We start from the raw sequence: 17,389 nt of genomic DNA on the forward strand, positions 1-17,389 counted from the left end.
TTTGAGAGATTGGTGGATTTGGAGTGGACTTCGGGAATTGTTCTCTCTTAGCCTCTACCTTCACCGCCCCTGCAAAATTTCTAACATTTTCGGGTCGGCCACAGCCCGTTCAAGGGGCATTCCATTGAAGTGCAAATTGGGATCCAACCCTTTTCCAAGTAGGTACTTCACAAAGTTGTAGTCCTTTTGCATCACTGCCGATTGGAACAAGTTCCGCGCTGTGGTCACACGGTTGATTTTGTAACCTGCCTCGACGCATTCCCTTGCAAAGTCGGTATAGCCATATTGGTAAATCATAGCGACTGGGTCATAACCGAGATAGCGATTCATGGCATTGACATTTGCTCCTTTCGAAATGAGGTAACGGACAAGTGGAATGCGTGCTTCCAACCACATTAGGGGATCATCTCCCGGAATGTCGGGCCCTTCAGGGTCGATGCTGATTCTCATTTGCGGTTCACTGACGGCCTTGGTAAATGCACTTTCACCCGCTTTGGTCGTATCGTTGACCTGGAATTTTAACGTATCGATAAGGTATTTTGCGAGCGCTAAATCGTTGCGCAAACAGGCAGCCATCAATAATGTGGTGCCATCCAATGCCTTTTTTTCAGGATTGGCCCCATTGCGAATCATCCATTTTGCCAAGTCAAGATTGGATTCGCCTGAGGGTAGCGTCTGATTCTGAAAGGCCCAAGCGTACCCAAGATGCAGCAATGGCGTGTATCCTGCTCGGTCGGCTTTGTTGGGATCTGCGCCATGGATCACGAGATATTGCGCCCACTTGATGTCGCCTTGGTGCATCGTAGAGATTAGGACTGTATGTCCCAAAGAATCGGCAATGTCGAGTTTCGGATTGTAGTTTAGAATGGTTTGCAAAATCGAATCCCTTTTTTGCCCTACAATGCCAGGAATATAGGCGAATTGCAGCAAACTTGCACCGCGATGATCACGGGCATCAATGCTCAAGCCATGGGAAAGCAGGAATTTCAGCCCGGCGACGTCGCCTTTCCGGATGCAGGCTTGCCATAAAGAAGGTCCATAAACAGGGTTTTTGACGTCAAATGGCGGATGAAATTGATCGATCAAACGACGAAATTCAGCTGCGTTGTTGTTGTAGGCTGCAAGGTAAAACGAGGATTGTAAGGGCAATTCAGCTTCGATATCAAAGCCATGTTTGCGTAGGAGATTGACCTTTTCCGGCATTTGTTTCCAATTGGAAGCAGCTTCCGCGACACCCATGCGAATTTGACTATTGCTAGCGTTGACGTCTATGGGATGCTGGAGAATCATTTTTAATGCCTCGATGGAAATGTCGGGCTGCAGGTAAGCCAAAATATTGAGCCCGAATTTGTCGTTGTCTTGCACGACGATTCCGGGTAGAGCCAACAAATAGCGCAACATGGAATCATTATTCGAGCAAGAATACAGCGCATTTCGCCCGTAATCATCCTGCAATTTGAGATTAGCACCTTTGTCCAGCATCAATTGCAGGCTGCGGCTGCGTCCTTCGCCCAAAGCCGAAAACCAAGCCGGCCGCCGATCGATCCCATAATGGTTGGGATCGGCTCCCGCCTCCAACAGCGTTTGAACAGCCTCGGGAGGCCCCATCATGGCCGCCCATGAGAGTGGAGACCAGCCTTTGAGCACTTTGGGCGTCACTTCGGCACCTTTTGCAATCAGCGCCTTGATCGCTGGAACACAGTTGGGAGCAGTGATCGCAGCAATCAGCGGTGCGTAGCCATTTTCGGGTACAAAATTCGGATCGGCCTTGTACCTGAATAAGAGGTTCATTCCTGCCAAATCGCCTTCGCCCGCTGCAATTCCAAGCAAGCTATGGCCTTCATGCGTAGCATTGGGGTTGCCAGTGGCTTTCAAAAATGCCTCCAAGGTTGCGTAATCCTTGTTTTTTAGCGCTCCAAAGACATCTGCCAAGCGATTTTGCGACGATAGAATATAATTTTGCGTCACATTCCCTTTCCAAGGCGCGCAATCTCCTTCCTCGGGATCGGCGCCATATCGAATCAGAATTTTTGCGCCTTCGATACAATCAACCATACAAGCAAGGTGCATCGGATGGTTGATGCCATTAACAGATCCGATCTTTGCGCCTCGTTGAAGCAACAATTCCACCACCTCAGTTCGGCAGTCCATCACGGCCCTCCCGAGGGCATTGCTTGAATTGATCGGGGCATTGATATCGGCACCCTTGTCGAGTAAGTAACGCACAATATCCAGATGCCCGAGCCGGCAAGCGATCGAAAGGGGCGATTCTCCCCAAGAAATTCGATTGATATCGTAATGGAGTTCCTCCACGAAATACTTTACCAAGGGCAGGCTGTCATGCGCGGCGGCGGTCACCAACGGATTGGCATCATGCGCCATGCGCTCACGCAGCGGCAATTGCGGGTCAAGTCCAAGCTTTTCGACATAAAACTTGAAGAGCTCCACATCGCCAAAATTGGCAAGTGCTTTCAGCAGATACTCCTGATCGGATGATTCTTTTGGCTTGGTTGCCCCTTTTTGAATGAGCAGGTCGAGCATTTTCTTGTTGCGGTATTGCGCCGCTAGGATGATGGGATACCCAGCCGTATGCAAGGTGGTTTCCAAATTTGCTCCGCTTTCAATCAGCAAGGTTGCGATCTCGGTGTGTTGGATATCCAAGGCGAAATGCAAGGGCATGGCGCCGTTTCCGGAGCGCGAACTGACATTGGCACCGCTAATGATCAGCAGTTTTGCAACTTCCAAATGGCCTTCTTTTGTTGCGGCATGCAACGGCGAGAGCGTTTTGTTTTCTTCCCAATGCACCGTGGGTTTGGCGCCAAGTTTCAGGAGTTCTTGCACCATTTCTAGGTCACCTTTCTGCGCCGCGATGTACAACGGGCGACCTTGCAGGGAATCTCCAAGGTCAGGGGAAAATCCTTGGGCGACAGTCCGCCGAAGAGTCGCTATGTCACCCGCCAAGGTAGCTGCTCCCATGCTTTCCGCTGCCTGTCTGATGCTTTTGAACCAGCCGCAAATCTCCTGATCACCGCAAAATTTCAACGGCGAACCCGCGCCCGTCCAGCTATATAGGTTCGCGCCATGATCGATCAGGAGCTGCGCCATTGGCCTGTTTTTGTTTTGCAGCGCGATGGAAAGGACGGAAACGTAATCATACCGAAACGAATTGGCCGATTCCGTTTTCTGAAGGTACTGCTGAACCGTAGCGAGATTTCCAGCTTCCACGGCGCTTACAAAATCAGCATTTGATTGCCCGATGACAAGCAAATGCAGGAATAGAAAAGCCCCCAAAACAATGATTTTGTGGATCATAAGGGAAAATTAAGGAAATTTCAAGTCTCGGATAATTGCTTACTCCATCCTTTCGGATTCCTTGATCCAGCCGATGCGGTCGTGCCGGTAGGTGTAAATATAGTTTTGTAAAAACAGGTGGTAGTTTGGTTCGGGCGTAAAGCGCTCGCGTAGGAGCTCAATTGTAATCATGGAGTCCGTAATGGTGACCGTTGCAGCTTCACTCACCGTGTTTTGGAGGGTATCACCACTGTTTGCGTCGATTTCGCTCCAAGATTCGTTTCTTAAAACTGTAAAATCCAAGACTTGACGATTCGCTGCATCCACCCAGAAGAAGGTCGCACATTGTTTCTGAGGAGCGTCATTCAAGCAGGAGACGGATGTTTGACCGGAAAAGTCGATGCGGTAGAAGGAATCTTCGCCGATGGGGATTTCGGAAACCTCCATTCCGACCTCATCATCAAATTCCAGTTGCGGATTCAGTTTGAAAACCACCAACTTCTTGCCGGAATTCATCCAAAAAGTATGTTCGGCGGATCGGTCTTTGTTCCTGTGAGCAGGTACGAGAATGGTTGTGTTTGGAACGATCCAGAATTGATTTGACCGCAAATGATATGGGACCGTCTGCACAACCTCATTTTGCAACGGCCGAAAGGGGATGGTATCGGGAAAGTCAACGGCCTTCATCTGTGCCGAAAGATGCCTTGGGGCAATTGAAATTCCGAGGAAATAGAGAAAAGCAGCAACGTAGAAGGGAAACTTCACGAGGATTCGGATTGATTTCACCCTTCGAATATACCATTTCCTGGCGATCGGCCAATGATCGAAAGAACCGCAGGAAATGGAAAACACTTGTCAGCTTACGGATTGGCTAATCCTCGTTTTGTGCTTAGATTCGCCTTGCGGGTTTTAACCTTAGAACGCCAGATGCTCTTTAGTTCCACGATATTCCTCTATTTGTTCCTGCCACTCACGTTGCTGGGTTACTATTTGTCTGGCAGACACGTGCGGAACTATTGGCTTCTCTTCGCGAGTTTGATCTTTTTTGCCTGGGGTGGCGTGAGTTTCACGGGGATTCTCATCGGATCCATCATCGTGAATTTTGTGTTTGGACTACAGATTCAGCGAACCTTGGAAACGCGGGCGAGCTACCATTGGTTGTTTGCAGGCGTGGGTGTGAACTTGGTCATCCTGGGCGTGTTCAAATACGCCAACTTCCTCATCGAAAACCTGAATCTGGTGCTGGACACCGCTTCCATTCCGCTGATTCCGCAGTCCAAGATCGTGCTGCCGGTGGGGATTTCGTTTTATACATTTCACTCCCTGTCTTACTTGGTCGATATTTACCGCCGAAAAACGACTGCGCAACGCAATATTTTTGACCTTTCCCTGTACATCACCATGTTTTCCCAGCTCATCGCGGGCCCGATCATCCGGTACAGCGATATGTGGCAGCAACTGCGCGAACGCACGCATACATGGGCCAAGTTTTCCTCGGGTGTCGAACGTTTTTTGATCGGCCTTGGAAAGAAGGTTTTGTTGGCGAATACCTTTGCCCGCGTAGCAGATGCCATGTTTACGCAGGATGCCGCCAATCTCGGAGCTGCCAATGCGTGGCTCGGAATTCTTTGTTATTCGCTGCAAATCTATTGTGACTTTGCCGGCTATTCCGACATGGCAATTGGCCTTGGGCGAATGTTTGGCTTCGAATTTCTGGAGAATTTCAATTACCCCTACATTGCCAAATCCGTGAAGGAATTCTGGCGAAGGTGGCATATTTCATTGAGCACTTTTTTCAGGGACTATGTTTACATTCCGCTCGGTGGAAACCGTGCGACCGTTGGCCGGACGTATGTCAACCTGCTGCTCGTATTTTTTCTGACCGGCTTCTGGCATGGTGCAAGCTGGAGTTTTGTTGTTTGGGGCTTGATGCATGGCTTCTTTATGGTTATCGAGCGGTTGGGATTCGAGAAATTGCTGACCAAATTGTGGAGTCCCGTGTCGAATCTGTACACGATTATTGTGGTGATGTTTGCCTGGGTACTTTTCCGGGCCGATACGCTGGAATATGCGGTTCAATACTGGGGGGCCATGTTCCAATTTTCCCTCACAGCGGCGCAAAAGGCAATGTTTTGGGGGCAAATTGGCCTTGAGTTGAAGCTGGCTTTGGTGATTGCGATTCCCGGTGTCATGGGATTTTATGCCTACCTCGGGAAATGGGTGGATCGGATATTGGCCACTCCGAAACCGCTTGCGAACGGTTTTTCCTACCTTTTTCACGTCGGTTCGGCTGCATTTTATGCCGCTGTGCTGCTGATTTCTACGATCTATTTGATCGCGGGAACCTACAATCCATTCATCTATTACCGTTTCTGAAATGACGCACACCAAGTTCAGAACGGCCTTGATCGCAATCGTCTTTTTGGCGATGATTTTCTTTCCGATGGTGAATGAAAACCTTCGCCTGGTGAAGGACATCGAAAGCGCAGAGAATCGGGCACTTGCTGAAAAGCCAGTGTTTGACGTCAGCCTTCTCGATCCATTTCCCCGCAAATACGAGGCCTACTACAATGATCACTTTTCGTTGAGGTTTCAACTCGTTGATTTTTATTCGCAGCTCCAATTTCGGTTTTTTAAAGTGTCGCCGATTCCGGAATTGGCTTTGCTGGGCAAGGAAGACTGGTTTTTCTTTGCGGGCGACGAACAGGATTCCTATTTGGGAAATCATCGGATCACACCGGCGGAGCTCGATTCCTTCCGTTTGGAATTGGAGTACCGTCGTGAATTCATTCGGCAGCAAGGCGGAGAAATGTATTTTTTTGTTGCGCCGGTCAAGAACAACATTTATACGGAGTATCAACCGTCAACCGCTTATCCGCTCTTCCCGGATTGTTGGGGCGAACAGATCCTCAATCATTTAGCGCAGAAAAGTACCATCAAGACGATCAATGTTTATGATACCCTTCGCGCATGGCGCAAGGATCAATTGCTCTATTTCAAGCGTGACAATCACTGGACACCTTATGGTGCTTTTCTTGCGGCCAATGTCGTTTTGAATCGGATTCATCAGGACTTTCCTGCGGTGGTCGCAAACCGACCGGAGGATTTTCGTTTTCAGCCGAGCAAGAAAGTAGTGGGGAATGTCGCTGCCATGTTTGGGATCAAAAATTTGATGATCGATACGGTGGTGGCCTTTGTGCCAAAGGCCGGATTCAAGGCCAATGATGCTGCCAAAGTACCCTACGAACCCTTGGAGGGTTTTTCTTATCCATGGGATTATGAGCAAGTCAAGGAAACCGGGGACACGTCCAAGCCCAAAATGGTATTGATTTGTGACTCCTTTGGGCACAATATTTTCCCGCATTTGGCCGAACAATTTGGCCGAAGTGTCAAGATTTTTGACGCATGGCAATACATGCTCAACCCTGAGATCATCATCAACGAAAAGCCCGATGTCGTGATTTTTATGCCCATGGAAGCGAACTTGCGGCACCTGCTCGACAATCAGGCCCGGTTGGGTGACAAGTGAAGCCTACCGCTTCACCACGCGGCAACTTCCGAGGATTTTCTGATCGGTGGTGAGGACCATGTTGTAAATCCCTGCTGCATAAACACTGAGGTCGATCTCCACCGTATGATTTGATCCGTCAAAGGTCGCGAGGTTGCGGCCATTGACATCCTGCAATGTGAGTACGGAGCGTTCATCGTGAAAATCAGCGAATTCAACCCTGATTTTTCCCGAGGTCGGATTGGGGAAAACCTCAAATTCACGCGTCGGATTCGCCGCCAACTGACCCGTCGAAATGTTGCAGTTCAACGGCGCAGGAAGCGGTAAGACGCCAAAAAAGCCCCACTCGTCAAAACCCAAATATTCTACGCTGCAATCGGCCAAAACCTTGAAGTGCCATACGTGAGAGTTGTCGCAACCATCAAAGCAATCACTCCATTCGAAGAAAAAGTCATAATACCGGTCATTTCCGATCGTTGAATACTGGATTTTTCCGGCGGATCCAATGATCTGATCGGGCTCACCGTAGACAATGCCTTGAATGGTTTCCAAGCTGTCGATCAGGGCGCGGTTGTTCCACAGTGAGTCCGATTGAAGCAGCGCATATTGGCCAAATGACCAGTTGAAATACTGCGAAAGTTCCAAATCATAGCGGGTGAGCATGGCATCGAGCGGCGCGTTGCCCGTGAGGGTCGTGAGATTTTGCCAGGCTTGCGTCCATGAAAAATTGGTATCGATTTGAATCAGATAACCTTGGTAGGTTTGAATCATGCTCGTCTGATCATGAACACAATAGAGATTGAATACGGAGTCACGCTCCGCGAGTGGCGTCGCATTGTAAATGGCCGCCAATCCGGCCCAAATCGGTTCGGTCCAAGTCGCCGGAACATGAACGAAGGCTGTGTCTGGACTGGATGCACCATACATGTCGGTCATTGCAAGGTTGATGACATCGCGGGCGTATTCCTGCCGCAGCACGGGAGGGACGGTGCAATCGGACGGGACCTGTGCCTTGGCACCAAAGAAGCTTAATAAGAGCAAGAGCGGGAGAATCAATGATCTTTTCATAGAAAATTGCTTCAGACTTTAGTTGTCCAAAGTAGGCAAATTTAGAAATTCTAAACGATTTTCACCCAAGCATCAAAGCTCGACCACGAGCCTGATACGTGCCGTTTCTCCATTGGCGGTCACGACAACGGTGAAAATTCCCCCTTTTTTCAATTGTTTGCATTCGCTTTTCCAATGCATCGGGCCGACGGGATTGTTCATCAGTTGGGAGGAGAGCAGCAGTTTCTTTTCGCCTTTGTACAATTGGATCGATGCATGTCCGAAGGCGACCATATTGAAGTCGATTTCAATTTCCCCCTTGAATGGATTCGGCAATACCTGCAATTGCATCGGGCTGATGCTGTGGGTATTGAGTACGTCTTGGGTGGCGTTTGCATTCCTGCGAAGGTAAACCTTCCATACCTGCGAAGTCGCCTTGCTGTGCTCACCTTCATTGACCCAGAAGATGTTGTCGTCTTGGCTGTCGATGCCGCCCACAATATAGCCGAGCAATACACTCTTCCCGGTCATTTCATCGAGTTTGAGCACGCCGTTTTCATATTTTGGAAGGTCAGGCGCAGGAATGAATTCGCTGCTTGCGCCGAGGTAATCCGGCATTTCGACGGGGAGTTTGAATTCCGCCATTTTGCCGTCTGCGGTGCGTGTGACGCGGGCAATTGTTTTGACAAATGGCACGTCGCGATTGTGGGTCAACACGCCGAGACTGTCATAATAGGCCGCAATTCCACCAAAAAACAAGTTGTGCATTTCCTTGCTTTGCGCGTCAAAAATTGGAATCCTGGCGCAATGGTAATGGTTGTAATATAGGAAAAAACCGGGGGATTGTCGCATTCCATCGGCATGAATGTCAAGACAATGTAGCCAAGGGATGTTGACGCCGTATTGAAACACGCCTGAAAATGCTGTCAGGCCTTCCTTGCCGTCAGGAAATATTTGCGGCAACATATTGTAGTCTCGGCGGTGAAGCAAAACCGTATCGCTTTCGGAGGGCAAGTGTTTTATTTGAAGGTTTTTGCCGTCGTCGATGATTTGGAATCGCAACGCGGTATGGTTGTATTTTTGCACAAATCCGGGCCCGTGGTCGGGACTCATAGGATTGTAGCGGCCCCCGAAATCTTGTCCTCCAACCAGAAAATAATCCTCACCGATACGTTCCAACTGCCCGCCGGTGACGGCAAATTTTGGATCTTCCAACTGCCTGAAATAGGGTTTGAGGTCGGATTCGCCTTTGATGATTGCTTGAATCGCTGCCCCAACGTCGACGGCAGTCATATTCGGATAGGTTTTGTGGTCGCCCGAGCTCGGGCTGTAGCCATATCCACCAAAAATGTAGAGGAACTTTCCGTGTTGATGAAATTCGAGATTGGTCGAAGCGAGTTGTTCCTGCATTGCATTGGGGAGACTTGTCAGCGGGGCAGACCAGGTCTTTTGCGAAGTGGGATCGGCGACGACAAGCTTGTAATGATGTCCCGCACTGTCCATGGACGCAAAGGGTTGCCGGCGGTGAAGGCCATCCACGCGGCCACCCATCAGCAGCCATTTGCCATCTGCTTGTCCCCATGCAAAGGATTGTAAGCCTGGCATCTCTTTGATCTCCAGTGGCTCCAAAGAAATTTGAAATGGCGATTGCGCCGTCGAATGAACCGCGACCAGCACCAACAACATCCACAAGACGAACTTCAGCTTCATCATTTCTGTTTTTTGCGCCGCAAAGATAGGCAGCGAATGCGAGTCGGTTTGCAATTGAAGTTGCTGATGTTGGTCATGGTTTCTTTCGCAAATACAAAGCCCCCCCGGGGGGGGGGGCCCCCCCCTCCCGGCGGCGCCCCCCCCCCCCCCCCCCCGGGCCAAAAAAACCGGGAAACCCCCCCCCCCCCCCCCCCCCCCCCCCCCCCCCCCCCCCCCCCCCCCCCCGCGAAGGGGGGGGGGGAAAAAAAAGTGATTCTCGCGCCCGGCCCCCCCCCCCCTTTTTCCCCCCCCCCCAAAAAAAAAAAAGGGGGCCGCCCCCCCCCCCCCCGGGGGGCCCCCCCCCCCCCCAAAAAAAAAAACACCCCCCCACCCCAGGAGGGGGTTGGGGGGGGGGGAGGGGGGCCGGCCGCCCCCCCCCCCCCCCCCCCCCCCCCCGGGGGGGGGGGGGGAAAAAAAAAAAACCCCCCAAACCCAAAAAAAACCCGGGGAAAGGGGCTCCCCCGGCCATTTCCCCCCCCCCCCCCCCCCCCCCCCCCCCCCGCCCCCGGCCCCCCCCCCCCCCTCCCCCCCCCCCCCCGCCGGCTGGGCCGGGGGGGGCCCGAGCCCCGGAAAAAAAAAAAACCCCAAAAAAAAAACCCCCCCCCCCCCCCCCCGGGGGGGGGGTTGGTTTGGAGTGTAGCATTCAAGAAAGTGTGGGAGTGTCAGAGATTGGCAAATGATGTAATATTAGGGATAAAATGTAGAATTCTTGAAATTCGATCTCGAAATGCAGTGAATTCGGGTACTATCAACCACCTACCTCCGTGAAAACGGCTTATAACTTCTGTTGTCCCGCAAGATCTTCCCGGCCTTGAATCCCAGTGAAGTTGACAATTCTTCGAGCGAATTGACTTTATGCTTTTCACAGAGGCGAATTGCGACCAAGGCTGCGGCTCTTGCATCACTTTCCGCTTGATGGTGATCGAGCTCAATCTTGAAATGCCGCGCAACGTAGTCAAGTGAGTGGGCCTGCAAAGGAAGCGATGCCTTGGCTAGCTGAAAAGTGCAGTGGTAATCGACATTGGGGTACTCAAGATTGTCGAAGTCCAATGCTGCCCGCAGGGCGCTACAATCAAAGGAGGCATTGTGCGCCACGATGGGCAAACCCTCAAAAAACTCCCGAAGATCCGCCCATTGCTCCTTCAGCGTAGGCAGGTCACGCGTATGCTTATCGCGGATGCCATGCAGCTGCGAATTGAAACTGTCATAGTAATTGGGTACAGGCTTGATCAAAAAATGCGCAGTATCGAGCAATTCGCCATTGTGTACCATGGCCACGCCCAGTGCACAGATGCTACTCCGGTTGCTGTTGGCAGTTTCAAAATCGATCGCAACAAAATTCATATAAAGGAGAACATTTGGAGATACAGAATGAGCCATTCTCCGGGTGGAGTTGACTCAATGGCAAGGATTGAAAGTTTCAAGGCAGTTTGCAAATGCGTTTTATATACCCATGTGGATAATGCGGGCCCACGGCGACATGTGACCTTGCCTGTGAATGCTGTAACAATTCACAGGTTGCGTGTAACTGATTGAGCGTTTGATCCTGCAACTTTGTGATCTATAAAAATTTGAAAAATTATTTCAACATACAGAAAATGGAAGCAGTCGTAAATTCACCAAAAACTTTCTGGGCAATTGATCAGTCACATAGCGAAATTACCTTTCGCGTTCGTCACTTGATGATTGCCCATGTTTCAGGCTCCTTTAAGGGATTTGAAGCAAGTATTTCTGCAAGTGGAAAAGACTTCACAAAAGCAGACATCGACCTGTGGATTGACGTTTCGACTATTCATACAGGAGATCACGAACGTGATGCTCACCTGATGAGTGAGGACTTTTTTGACATCGCCAATCATAAACAAATTACGTTTGTTTCAAGCAATGTCGGGCAAACCACCGACAATGCCGGCAACCGTGAACTTTGGGGCGAACTTACGATGAAGGGAATCACCAAAAATGTGCGCCTTTGGGCCAATTTCGGAGGATTTTCCGTTGATCCTTGGGGAAATGAAAAGGCTGGATTTACCATCAGCGGGGTGATTAACCGCGAGGATTGGGGTCTGAATTGGAACAAGGCATTGGAAAGTGGTGGCATTATGGTCAGCCCGGATGTGAACATTCTTTGTGAGGTTGAACTCACCAATGTGACTGGGAAAAACTTGAAAATGAAGCTCGATGAAGGCCAAGCTGCGAAGATTCAAGGCTAATACTTTGACGAGCGCTAGAAGATAAAGGATTTTGAGAAGGTGAATTTGAGAGGCCCCCGATTTTGTTTACAATTTCGGGGGCAATTTTTTTGCCATTTTGGGAGCTAACTTCAAGGATGACGATACATTTGCTTGAGCCTAAATTTGCGTAATCGTCAATTCGCTTTTCTTATATTGATTGGAGATCAAGTCGCGATTGACAATTTCCTTGATGTCAGCGGTCAGCGCCTCAATGATGCGCCCTTTTGCAAATGGCCGGAAATAAATCAAACTCACTTCCCGCACGGGAATGGGGCGCGCAAAGGGCATTACCTTGCGTTTGCGTGCTTCCGAAATCGTTTTATAATACAATTCCGGGATCAAAGTCAGCCCTCCAAAATTGTCGACCATGCTCAACAATGTTTCAAATGAATTGGCTTCGAAAACCAAATTTTTCGGGAGGTTTTCCTTGGGTTTGAGAGAGCATAATTGCAGGACCTGCTGTCGCAAGCAATGGCCTTCTTCCATGAGCCAAATACGATGATCCTCAAGTTCTTTGGGTAGGATGTATTCCTTGTCAGGATCAACGCTGCCATAGATCAGCAGGGCTTCGTAATACAGGATATTTTCCTCGATTCCGTCCATTGCGAGTGGTGTGGACGCAATCGCCATGTCGATCAACCCGTCGCGCAACTGCTTCACGATATTATCGGTAGTGAATTCGTAGAATTCAAATACCAATTCCGGATATTTTTCCAGCAGTGGCTTCAAGACGATGGAAAGCAAGGAGGAAGCAATGGTCGGAATGATACCGATTTTGACGTTGCCTTGCAGGGGGCGGTCACCGGGGCGTGCAAGTTCCTTGAGGTGCGTGCTATGGTGAATCACCATTCGTGCTTCGTTGACGATGTCTCGGCCGGCATCCGTGGTGATCACGGGTTGCAGTTTACGGTCAAAAATGACGACTTGGAGCTCCTCCTCCAGTTTTTTGACCATCGCGCTGAGTGTCGCCTGCGTGACTTGGCAATGAAGGGCAGCCTTGCTGAAGCTTTTCAGCTGATCGACGGCGATGATGTATTCCAGTTGCTGAAGATTCATATCCCATAGTGCGTATCTATGGCAAAGATAGAATCTTCTGAGTTCTTCTATGGACAATTAACTTCAAGGCGCCTCATCCAGCCAAACAAGCTGCATCGTTTTGGGTACGATGTTCAGGATGTACCGATGCGCCTTGGTTTCAACGATGATCAGTGGCTCGTCGATGTCAAATGAAATGACAGACCAATAATAGCTGAGTTCTCTTGCGGTTGCCTCACGAAGGACAAACGATTCGGCGCCGATTTCCGACCTCAGGGCATCCCAAAAGCGATGGGTGTCAGCGATATCTTGCGTCATTTTTCCTGACAATTCTTGATTGTCCACCCTGAGTGTGAGATTTCCTCCTTCGATTTGTTGAAGTGCGGGGATATTACGAAACCGTTGCCATAATACCGGACCGACAAAAAGTATTTTGCCGCAGAGTTCATAGGAAGGTGTTCCTTTCAGCTCATTGCTCACCAAAGTCTTAGCTTTTTGAAGCAAGGCAGGTTTGCAATAATTGTAAACCACGCCAGGTGGCACGTCAACTTTTTTGCCGTTCTGCGCAATTGCTGAAATTGAAAGGACTAGCAGAAATAGAAAGGTGAGGTTTTTCATGAATCTTGTGATGAATGCAAGTCCAAGCTAACGAATTCTCTTCACAATCGCAGCAATTTCTTGCTGATGTTTTGCCCCTTGTCTGTGGTAATCCGCAGCCAATACACGCCGTTTTGCATCCCGTTGGGCAATTCCAAGGTAAGATTTCCATTCGCAGGAACTTGTTTGGTTATGGCATGAAACACTACTTTGCCAACTTGATCCATGATTTCCAAATCTATCCAATGCCCAATTTCCGATGGGCAGCGCAGTGTCAGCTGATCTTTCGCGGGATTCGGATACAGCTCAAATCCATTCTCCAAACCTTCCGTTACAGCAATCGGAGTACAAGGCAACTGATTGATATACTGCCAAATGGTATCGCAGAGCAAGGTGGAAACATCGGCATTGTTGCTGGCATTTCCCATGCGAATGAAGACCAAGTTCTGACTTGGTACAACGTTGATGATCTGACCGTTTTTGCCGATGGCAGCGTACATGTCTGAGGGGGCGTTCGGGCAAACCGGACCCGGAATCGGAAGTTGCAAATAGGGGAGGAGGTAACTCGATTGGCCATTGAGCCAAGTCAGGTAGCCATAGGCATTGTTGAGGTTTTGGGAGGGATGCGTCATGTCATGGAAATAGGCGGTATCTGTGAGAATCTGATTGCCATTCCAATTGCCTTTGTTCAGCATCAAGAGGCCAAAACGGGCCATGCTGCGGGGCTTGCTGACGAAAATATTGTTGTAGCCCGACATGAAAAAGGAGCCGGTCATGCCGGTTTGTGTTTTGATCTTTGCGTTGATGTAGGCATTGAGGGTCATGCCCGTAGCCACTTCGATCACGCTGTCGAGCAGGGTGTACACGCCCGTGTGATAGGCCCAGCGCGTGCCCGCATCCGCGAGGTAGGGCAGGCAGGAGGGAAGCGTGCAATTCGGGTCGCCTGCGGCGAGTTCGTCGAGCCCGGAAGTCATCGCAAGCTGATGCCGGATGGTGATTTTCTCTTCCTTGAGTGGCGGCGCAACCGACCATCCTGTTCCAATGTAGTCACTTGTGGTATCGTTGATGTTCAGATGCCCTTCCTGCTGCGCGATGCCGACTGTGAAGGCCGTCAAGGTTTTTCCGGCTGATGCCCAATACCAAAGGCTGTCTTGGGTAAAGGTCCCGAAATACTTCTCCAGCACGATTTCCCCGTCTTTGAGCAGGATGAATGCCTTCGAATTTTCGCCTTCGAGGTAACTGTAGAGGCTATCGACCTTGTCTTGGCACCATCCGAGGTCGGTGATGGGCATGGTCGTCCACGTATTTCCGACCGTGGGCGGGAAGTAGAGATTTTGAGAGAGCAGGCTGAGCGGAAGGAGGACTGTAAAGAGAAGTAGTGTTTTTTTCATCGACAACGCGCGTTTCCCAGTTGGACTAGGAAAAGAGGCAAAGGTTTAACGGCCTCTAAAAATTTGTTGGCCGATTGGGCTGCGCGCCGTTCGAATCTCATTGTTCCAAAGGAACCCATTCCACCCGTACGATGATCTCGTTTGTGCGGTCCACCAATTGAAAGGGCGGGTTGTAACCAAGAAATCTGAAGTTCCCGTCGTGCTTCAGGTCTGCCTTCTTGAGGGCCTTCGCAAGCAGATCAGAATACTTTTTCATGTCGGCATCTGATGCAAACCCGCCAAAAGTGATGGCCGCGATGTACTCCTCGGGCACCGTCTCAATGATCACTTCGGCGTTGTTGGGTTTGGGCAGGTTGGCGATGTTGTAGGCAGCAGGCATCACAAAACTCATTGTCGAGGAGCTGTCATCGATGTCCATGTGCACAGGGGAGGTCATGGCTATCTGTTGATTCCCTTCGTTGCCGCCAAAAATATAGCCTGCCAGTTTTCTGAAGCCGTTGTTTCCCAATTCCTTGTAGGATTTCGCTGAGGATGTGATCTTGGCCATCGTCGCAGCAGGATAGTGTCGGATTTCGAAGTCTTTTTCCTTGCGGATCACTTCATAAGGCTGCCGCTCGGTGCGATTGGTGGAAACCACGGTATAAATTTGGGAAAGGATGACGGCGCCTACAAAAATTCCGGATGTGATGAATAAGCCTTTCATAGTCATGATTTTTAGCGAGATAACTACAGCCGGGAAGTGATTGTTCATTTTCCGCAGCGGATGCCATCAACTTTGCAGCATCGCCGAAAAATTGACCATCAGCCAACCGTCCCGCATCCGTCAATCGTCTCTTGAATCCCGTCCCAGATATAATGCTCGGCAACCACAAACGGCTTTTTGACAATGGAATAGGTAAGTGTTTCGGCCTCCGGATCAAATTCAAAAGCCAAAACCACCGTGCCAACCAATGGAACTGCCGTCCTCACCGTGCCGGTGAGGGCATTCGCAGGCTCATAAATGGCTGCATGCTTGACCCATGTCGTCTCCTTGATGCAGGCGAAGATCTCGGGAGTTACATTTTCGAAGGTTCTGGATTTGGACATCATATCAATCTTAGGTTCAAAACGGAGAAGTCGACATGCTAAAGAAAGGAAACGCCAACACGGAAAGGACCGTTGACGCCTTTGCATTCCGAAGCTAGGCAATTTCGATTCCCGATTCCCCAAAATTCCGCATCTTTACCCAAACAACGCAGCAAAGTGGCGCTACACGAAATCAAATACCTCGACCCCGTCGTGGTCTCCAAGCTCAAAAACATCGAAATCAAGGCGCGCTTGATTGTCGAGGGGTTCATCACGGGCTTTCACAAGAGTCCTTACCACGGTTTCTCCGTCGAATTTGCCGAGCATCGCCCCTACAACAGCGGCGAATCCCTCAAAAACGTCGATTGGAAGGTCTATGGCAAGACCGACAAGCTGTTTACCAAGCGCTATGACGAAGAGACGAACCTCCGCTGTCAGGTCGTTTTGGACATCAGCGACTCGATGCGTTATCCGCAGACGGGCATCTCCAAGCTCGAATACGGCGCCTACCTCGCGGCCTCCTTGCAGTATTTAATGGTGCAGCAGCGCGACGCGACGGGTTTGACGCTTTTTGACGATGACATTCAGTTTTATGCGCCGCCCAAAAGCAAGAAGTCTTGGCTCGTGCAGATGTTCACCAAGCTGGAAGAAGTCGTCGAAAACAAAGGCAAGCTCCTGCACAAAACCGCGCACAGCAAGATCATTCACCAATTGGCGCTGAAGTTTCAGCGGCGCAGCTTCGTGGTTTTGATCACGGACCTTTTTAATCAGCTCGAAGGTCAGGACGAATTGTTCCGCTCGTTGCAGCACCTGCGCCATGCGAAGCATGAAGTCATTCTGTTTCACCTGCTTGATCGTAAAACCGAGGAGAAATTCGACTTTCCAAACCGGCCGATCGTGCTCGAGGACTTGGAAACTGGCGAAAAAATCCAAGTAAATCCCAGCCAAATCCGCGACCAATACCAAGCGCTGATGACGCAACGCAAGGCCATCTTCAAGAAAAAATGCCACGAACTCAACATCGACTTCGTGGAGGTGGACATCGCGACCACTTATGATAAGGTGTTGAGCGACTATCTGATCAAAAGGCAGATGATTGCGCGGTAGAATTCTGAATGGGCTTTTCCGTTTGAATGATGTTCACAAGAATGGATTTCTTCTTTATGGTAAAAAGCATGCACCAAACATTCTCACAGTTCTTAATTGCAATAGGAGCATTGTCCACATCCAATAATCGTGTGTGAAGTTTTTTTCTCGTTTTTTTTGAGAAACCGGCGATCTCATCGGTTTTCAATTCTTCTACCCATTTGAAACAAGCTGTTTCCTTACTTTCACTTTCCCCTTGCCAAATGTAGGTGCCCCTTTTGTATTCCATGATGAATGTGAATAGGAGAAGATTGTGACTTTTGCCTTCCGACAATTCTGTAGGTTTTACATTTTCCATAATTCATCAATTTTTCGGATGCAGTATTCCA

Annotated in this window: 15 protein-coding genes; 4 read left to right on the forward strand and 11 right to left on the reverse strand. The window is 49.8% G+C overall.

The genetic code is table 11. The features are described 5' to 3' along the window. Positions 1-60 precede the first annotated feature (60 nt). Both IPN95_29280 and IPN95_29285 read right to left on the reverse strand, forming a co-directional pair. On the reverse strand, positions 61-3,312 hold the full coding sequence (locus IPN95_29280) for an ankyrin repeat domain-containing protein (protein MBK9453405.1): 3,252 nt from the start codon (positions 3,310-3,312) through the stop codon (positions 61-63). Positions 3,313-3,351: 39 nt separating this feature from the next. After that, positions 3,352-4,056: a hypothetical protein gene (locus tag IPN95_29285; protein ID MBK9453406.1), complete on the reverse strand. Its 705-nt coding sequence runs from the start codon at positions 4,054-4,056 to the stop codon at positions 3,352-3,354. 162 nt (positions 4,057-4,218) lie between these two features. Between IPN95_29285 and IPN95_29290 the strand changes: the two genes are divergently transcribed. Beyond that, a complete protein-coding gene (locus IPN95_29290; protein ID MBK9453407.1) occupies positions 4,219-5,667 on the forward strand; it encodes an MBOAT family protein in 1,449 nt (482 codons plus the stop codon). Between the two features lies 1 nt (position 5,668). Next, positions 5,669-6,820, forward strand: coding sequence for a hypothetical protein (locus tag IPN95_29295; GenBank protein MBK9453408.1), 1,152 nt, complete (start codon positions 5,669-5,671; stop codon positions 6,818-6,820). Positions 6,821-6,823: 3 nt separating this feature from the next. Here IPN95_29295 and IPN95_29300 read toward each other — a convergent pair whose 3' ends face one another. The 3 genes from IPN95_29300 to IPN95_29310 all read right to left on the reverse strand — a co-directional run bounded on the left by IPN95_29300 (position 6,824) and on the right by IPN95_29310 (position 10,975). Then, positions 6,824-7,867, reverse strand: a complete 1,044-nt coding sequence (locus IPN95_29300) for a T9SS type A sorting domain-containing protein (protein MBK9453409.1) — start codon at positions 7,865-7,867, stop codon at positions 6,824-6,826. A gap of 72 nt (positions 7,868-7,939) precedes the next feature. Beyond that, positions 7,940-9,556: a T9SS C-terminal target domain-containing protein gene (locus IPN95_29305; GenBank protein MBK9453410.1), complete on the reverse strand. Its 1,617-nt coding sequence runs from the start codon at positions 9,554-9,556 to the stop codon at positions 7,940-7,942. A 795-nt stretch (positions 9,557-10,351) separates the two neighbouring features. Then, entirely contained in the window at positions 10,352-10,975 is a 624-nt protein-coding gene (locus IPN95_29310; protein ID MBK9453411.1) for a 3'-5' exonuclease, read from the reverse strand. Between the two features lie 218 nt (positions 10,976-11,193). Here IPN95_29310 and IPN95_29315 point away from each other — a divergent pair, with 218 nt between their 5' ends. Next, entirely contained in the window at positions 11,194-11,805 is a 612-nt protein-coding gene (locus tag IPN95_29315) for a YceI family protein (GenBank protein ID MBK9453412.1), read from the forward strand. Positions 11,806-11,943: 138 nt separating this feature from the next. Here IPN95_29315 and IPN95_29320 read toward each other — a convergent pair whose 3' ends face one another. The 5 genes from IPN95_29320 to IPN95_29340 form a co-directional block, all read right to left on the reverse strand. After that, entirely contained in the window at positions 11,944-12,882 is a 939-nt protein-coding gene (locus tag IPN95_29320) for a hydrogen peroxide-inducible genes activator (protein ID MBK9453413.1), read from the reverse strand. Between the two features lie 63 nt (positions 12,883-12,945). Beyond that, the gene (locus tag IPN95_29325) at positions 12,946-13,479 is read right to left on the reverse strand and encodes a hypothetical protein (protein MBK9453414.1); all 534 of its coding nucleotides are present in this window, start codon (positions 13,477-13,479) and stop codon (positions 12,946-12,948) included. A 41-nt stretch (positions 13,480-13,520) separates the two neighbouring features. After that, positions 13,521-14,849 (reverse strand): serine hydrolase, encoded by a 1,329-nt coding sequence (locus IPN95_29330; protein MBK9453415.1) that lies wholly within the window; start codon positions 14,847-14,849, stop codon positions 13,521-13,523. A 97-nt stretch (positions 14,850-14,946) separates the two neighbouring features. Beyond that, on the reverse strand, positions 14,947-15,552 hold the full coding sequence (locus tag IPN95_29335) for a heme-binding protein (GenBank protein ID MBK9453416.1): 606 nt from the start codon (positions 15,550-15,552) through the stop codon (positions 14,947-14,949). 98 nt (positions 15,553-15,650) lie between these two features. Continuing rightward, positions 15,651-15,935, reverse strand: a complete 285-nt coding sequence (locus IPN95_29340; GenBank protein MBK9453417.1) for a hypothetical protein — start codon at positions 15,933-15,935, stop codon at positions 15,651-15,653. 171 nt (positions 15,936-16,106) lie between these two features. Here IPN95_29340 and IPN95_29345 point away from each other — a divergent pair, with 171 nt between their 5' ends. Then, positions 16,107-17,021 carry a DUF58 domain-containing protein gene (locus IPN95_29345; protein ID MBK9453418.1) on the forward strand — a complete coding sequence of 305 codons (915 nt, stop codon included), beginning with the start codon at positions 16,107-16,109 and terminating at the stop codon, positions 17,019-17,021. Here IPN95_29345 and IPN95_29350 read toward each other — a convergent pair. Further along, the gene (locus tag IPN95_29350; protein MBK9453419.1) at positions 16,996-17,358 is read right to left on the reverse strand and encodes a hypothetical protein; all 363 of its coding nucleotides are present in this window, start codon (positions 17,356-17,358) and stop codon (positions 16,996-16,998) included. The two genes, IPN95_29345 and IPN95_29350, sit on opposite strands and share 26 nt — an antisense overlap. Positions 17,359-17,389 lie beyond the last annotated feature (31 nt).

This window comes from Bacteroidota bacterium (assembly GCA_016718825.1).
In the GTDB taxonomy this organism is placed as follows: Bacteria; Bacteroidota; Bacteroidia; order J057; family JADKCL01; genus JADKCL01.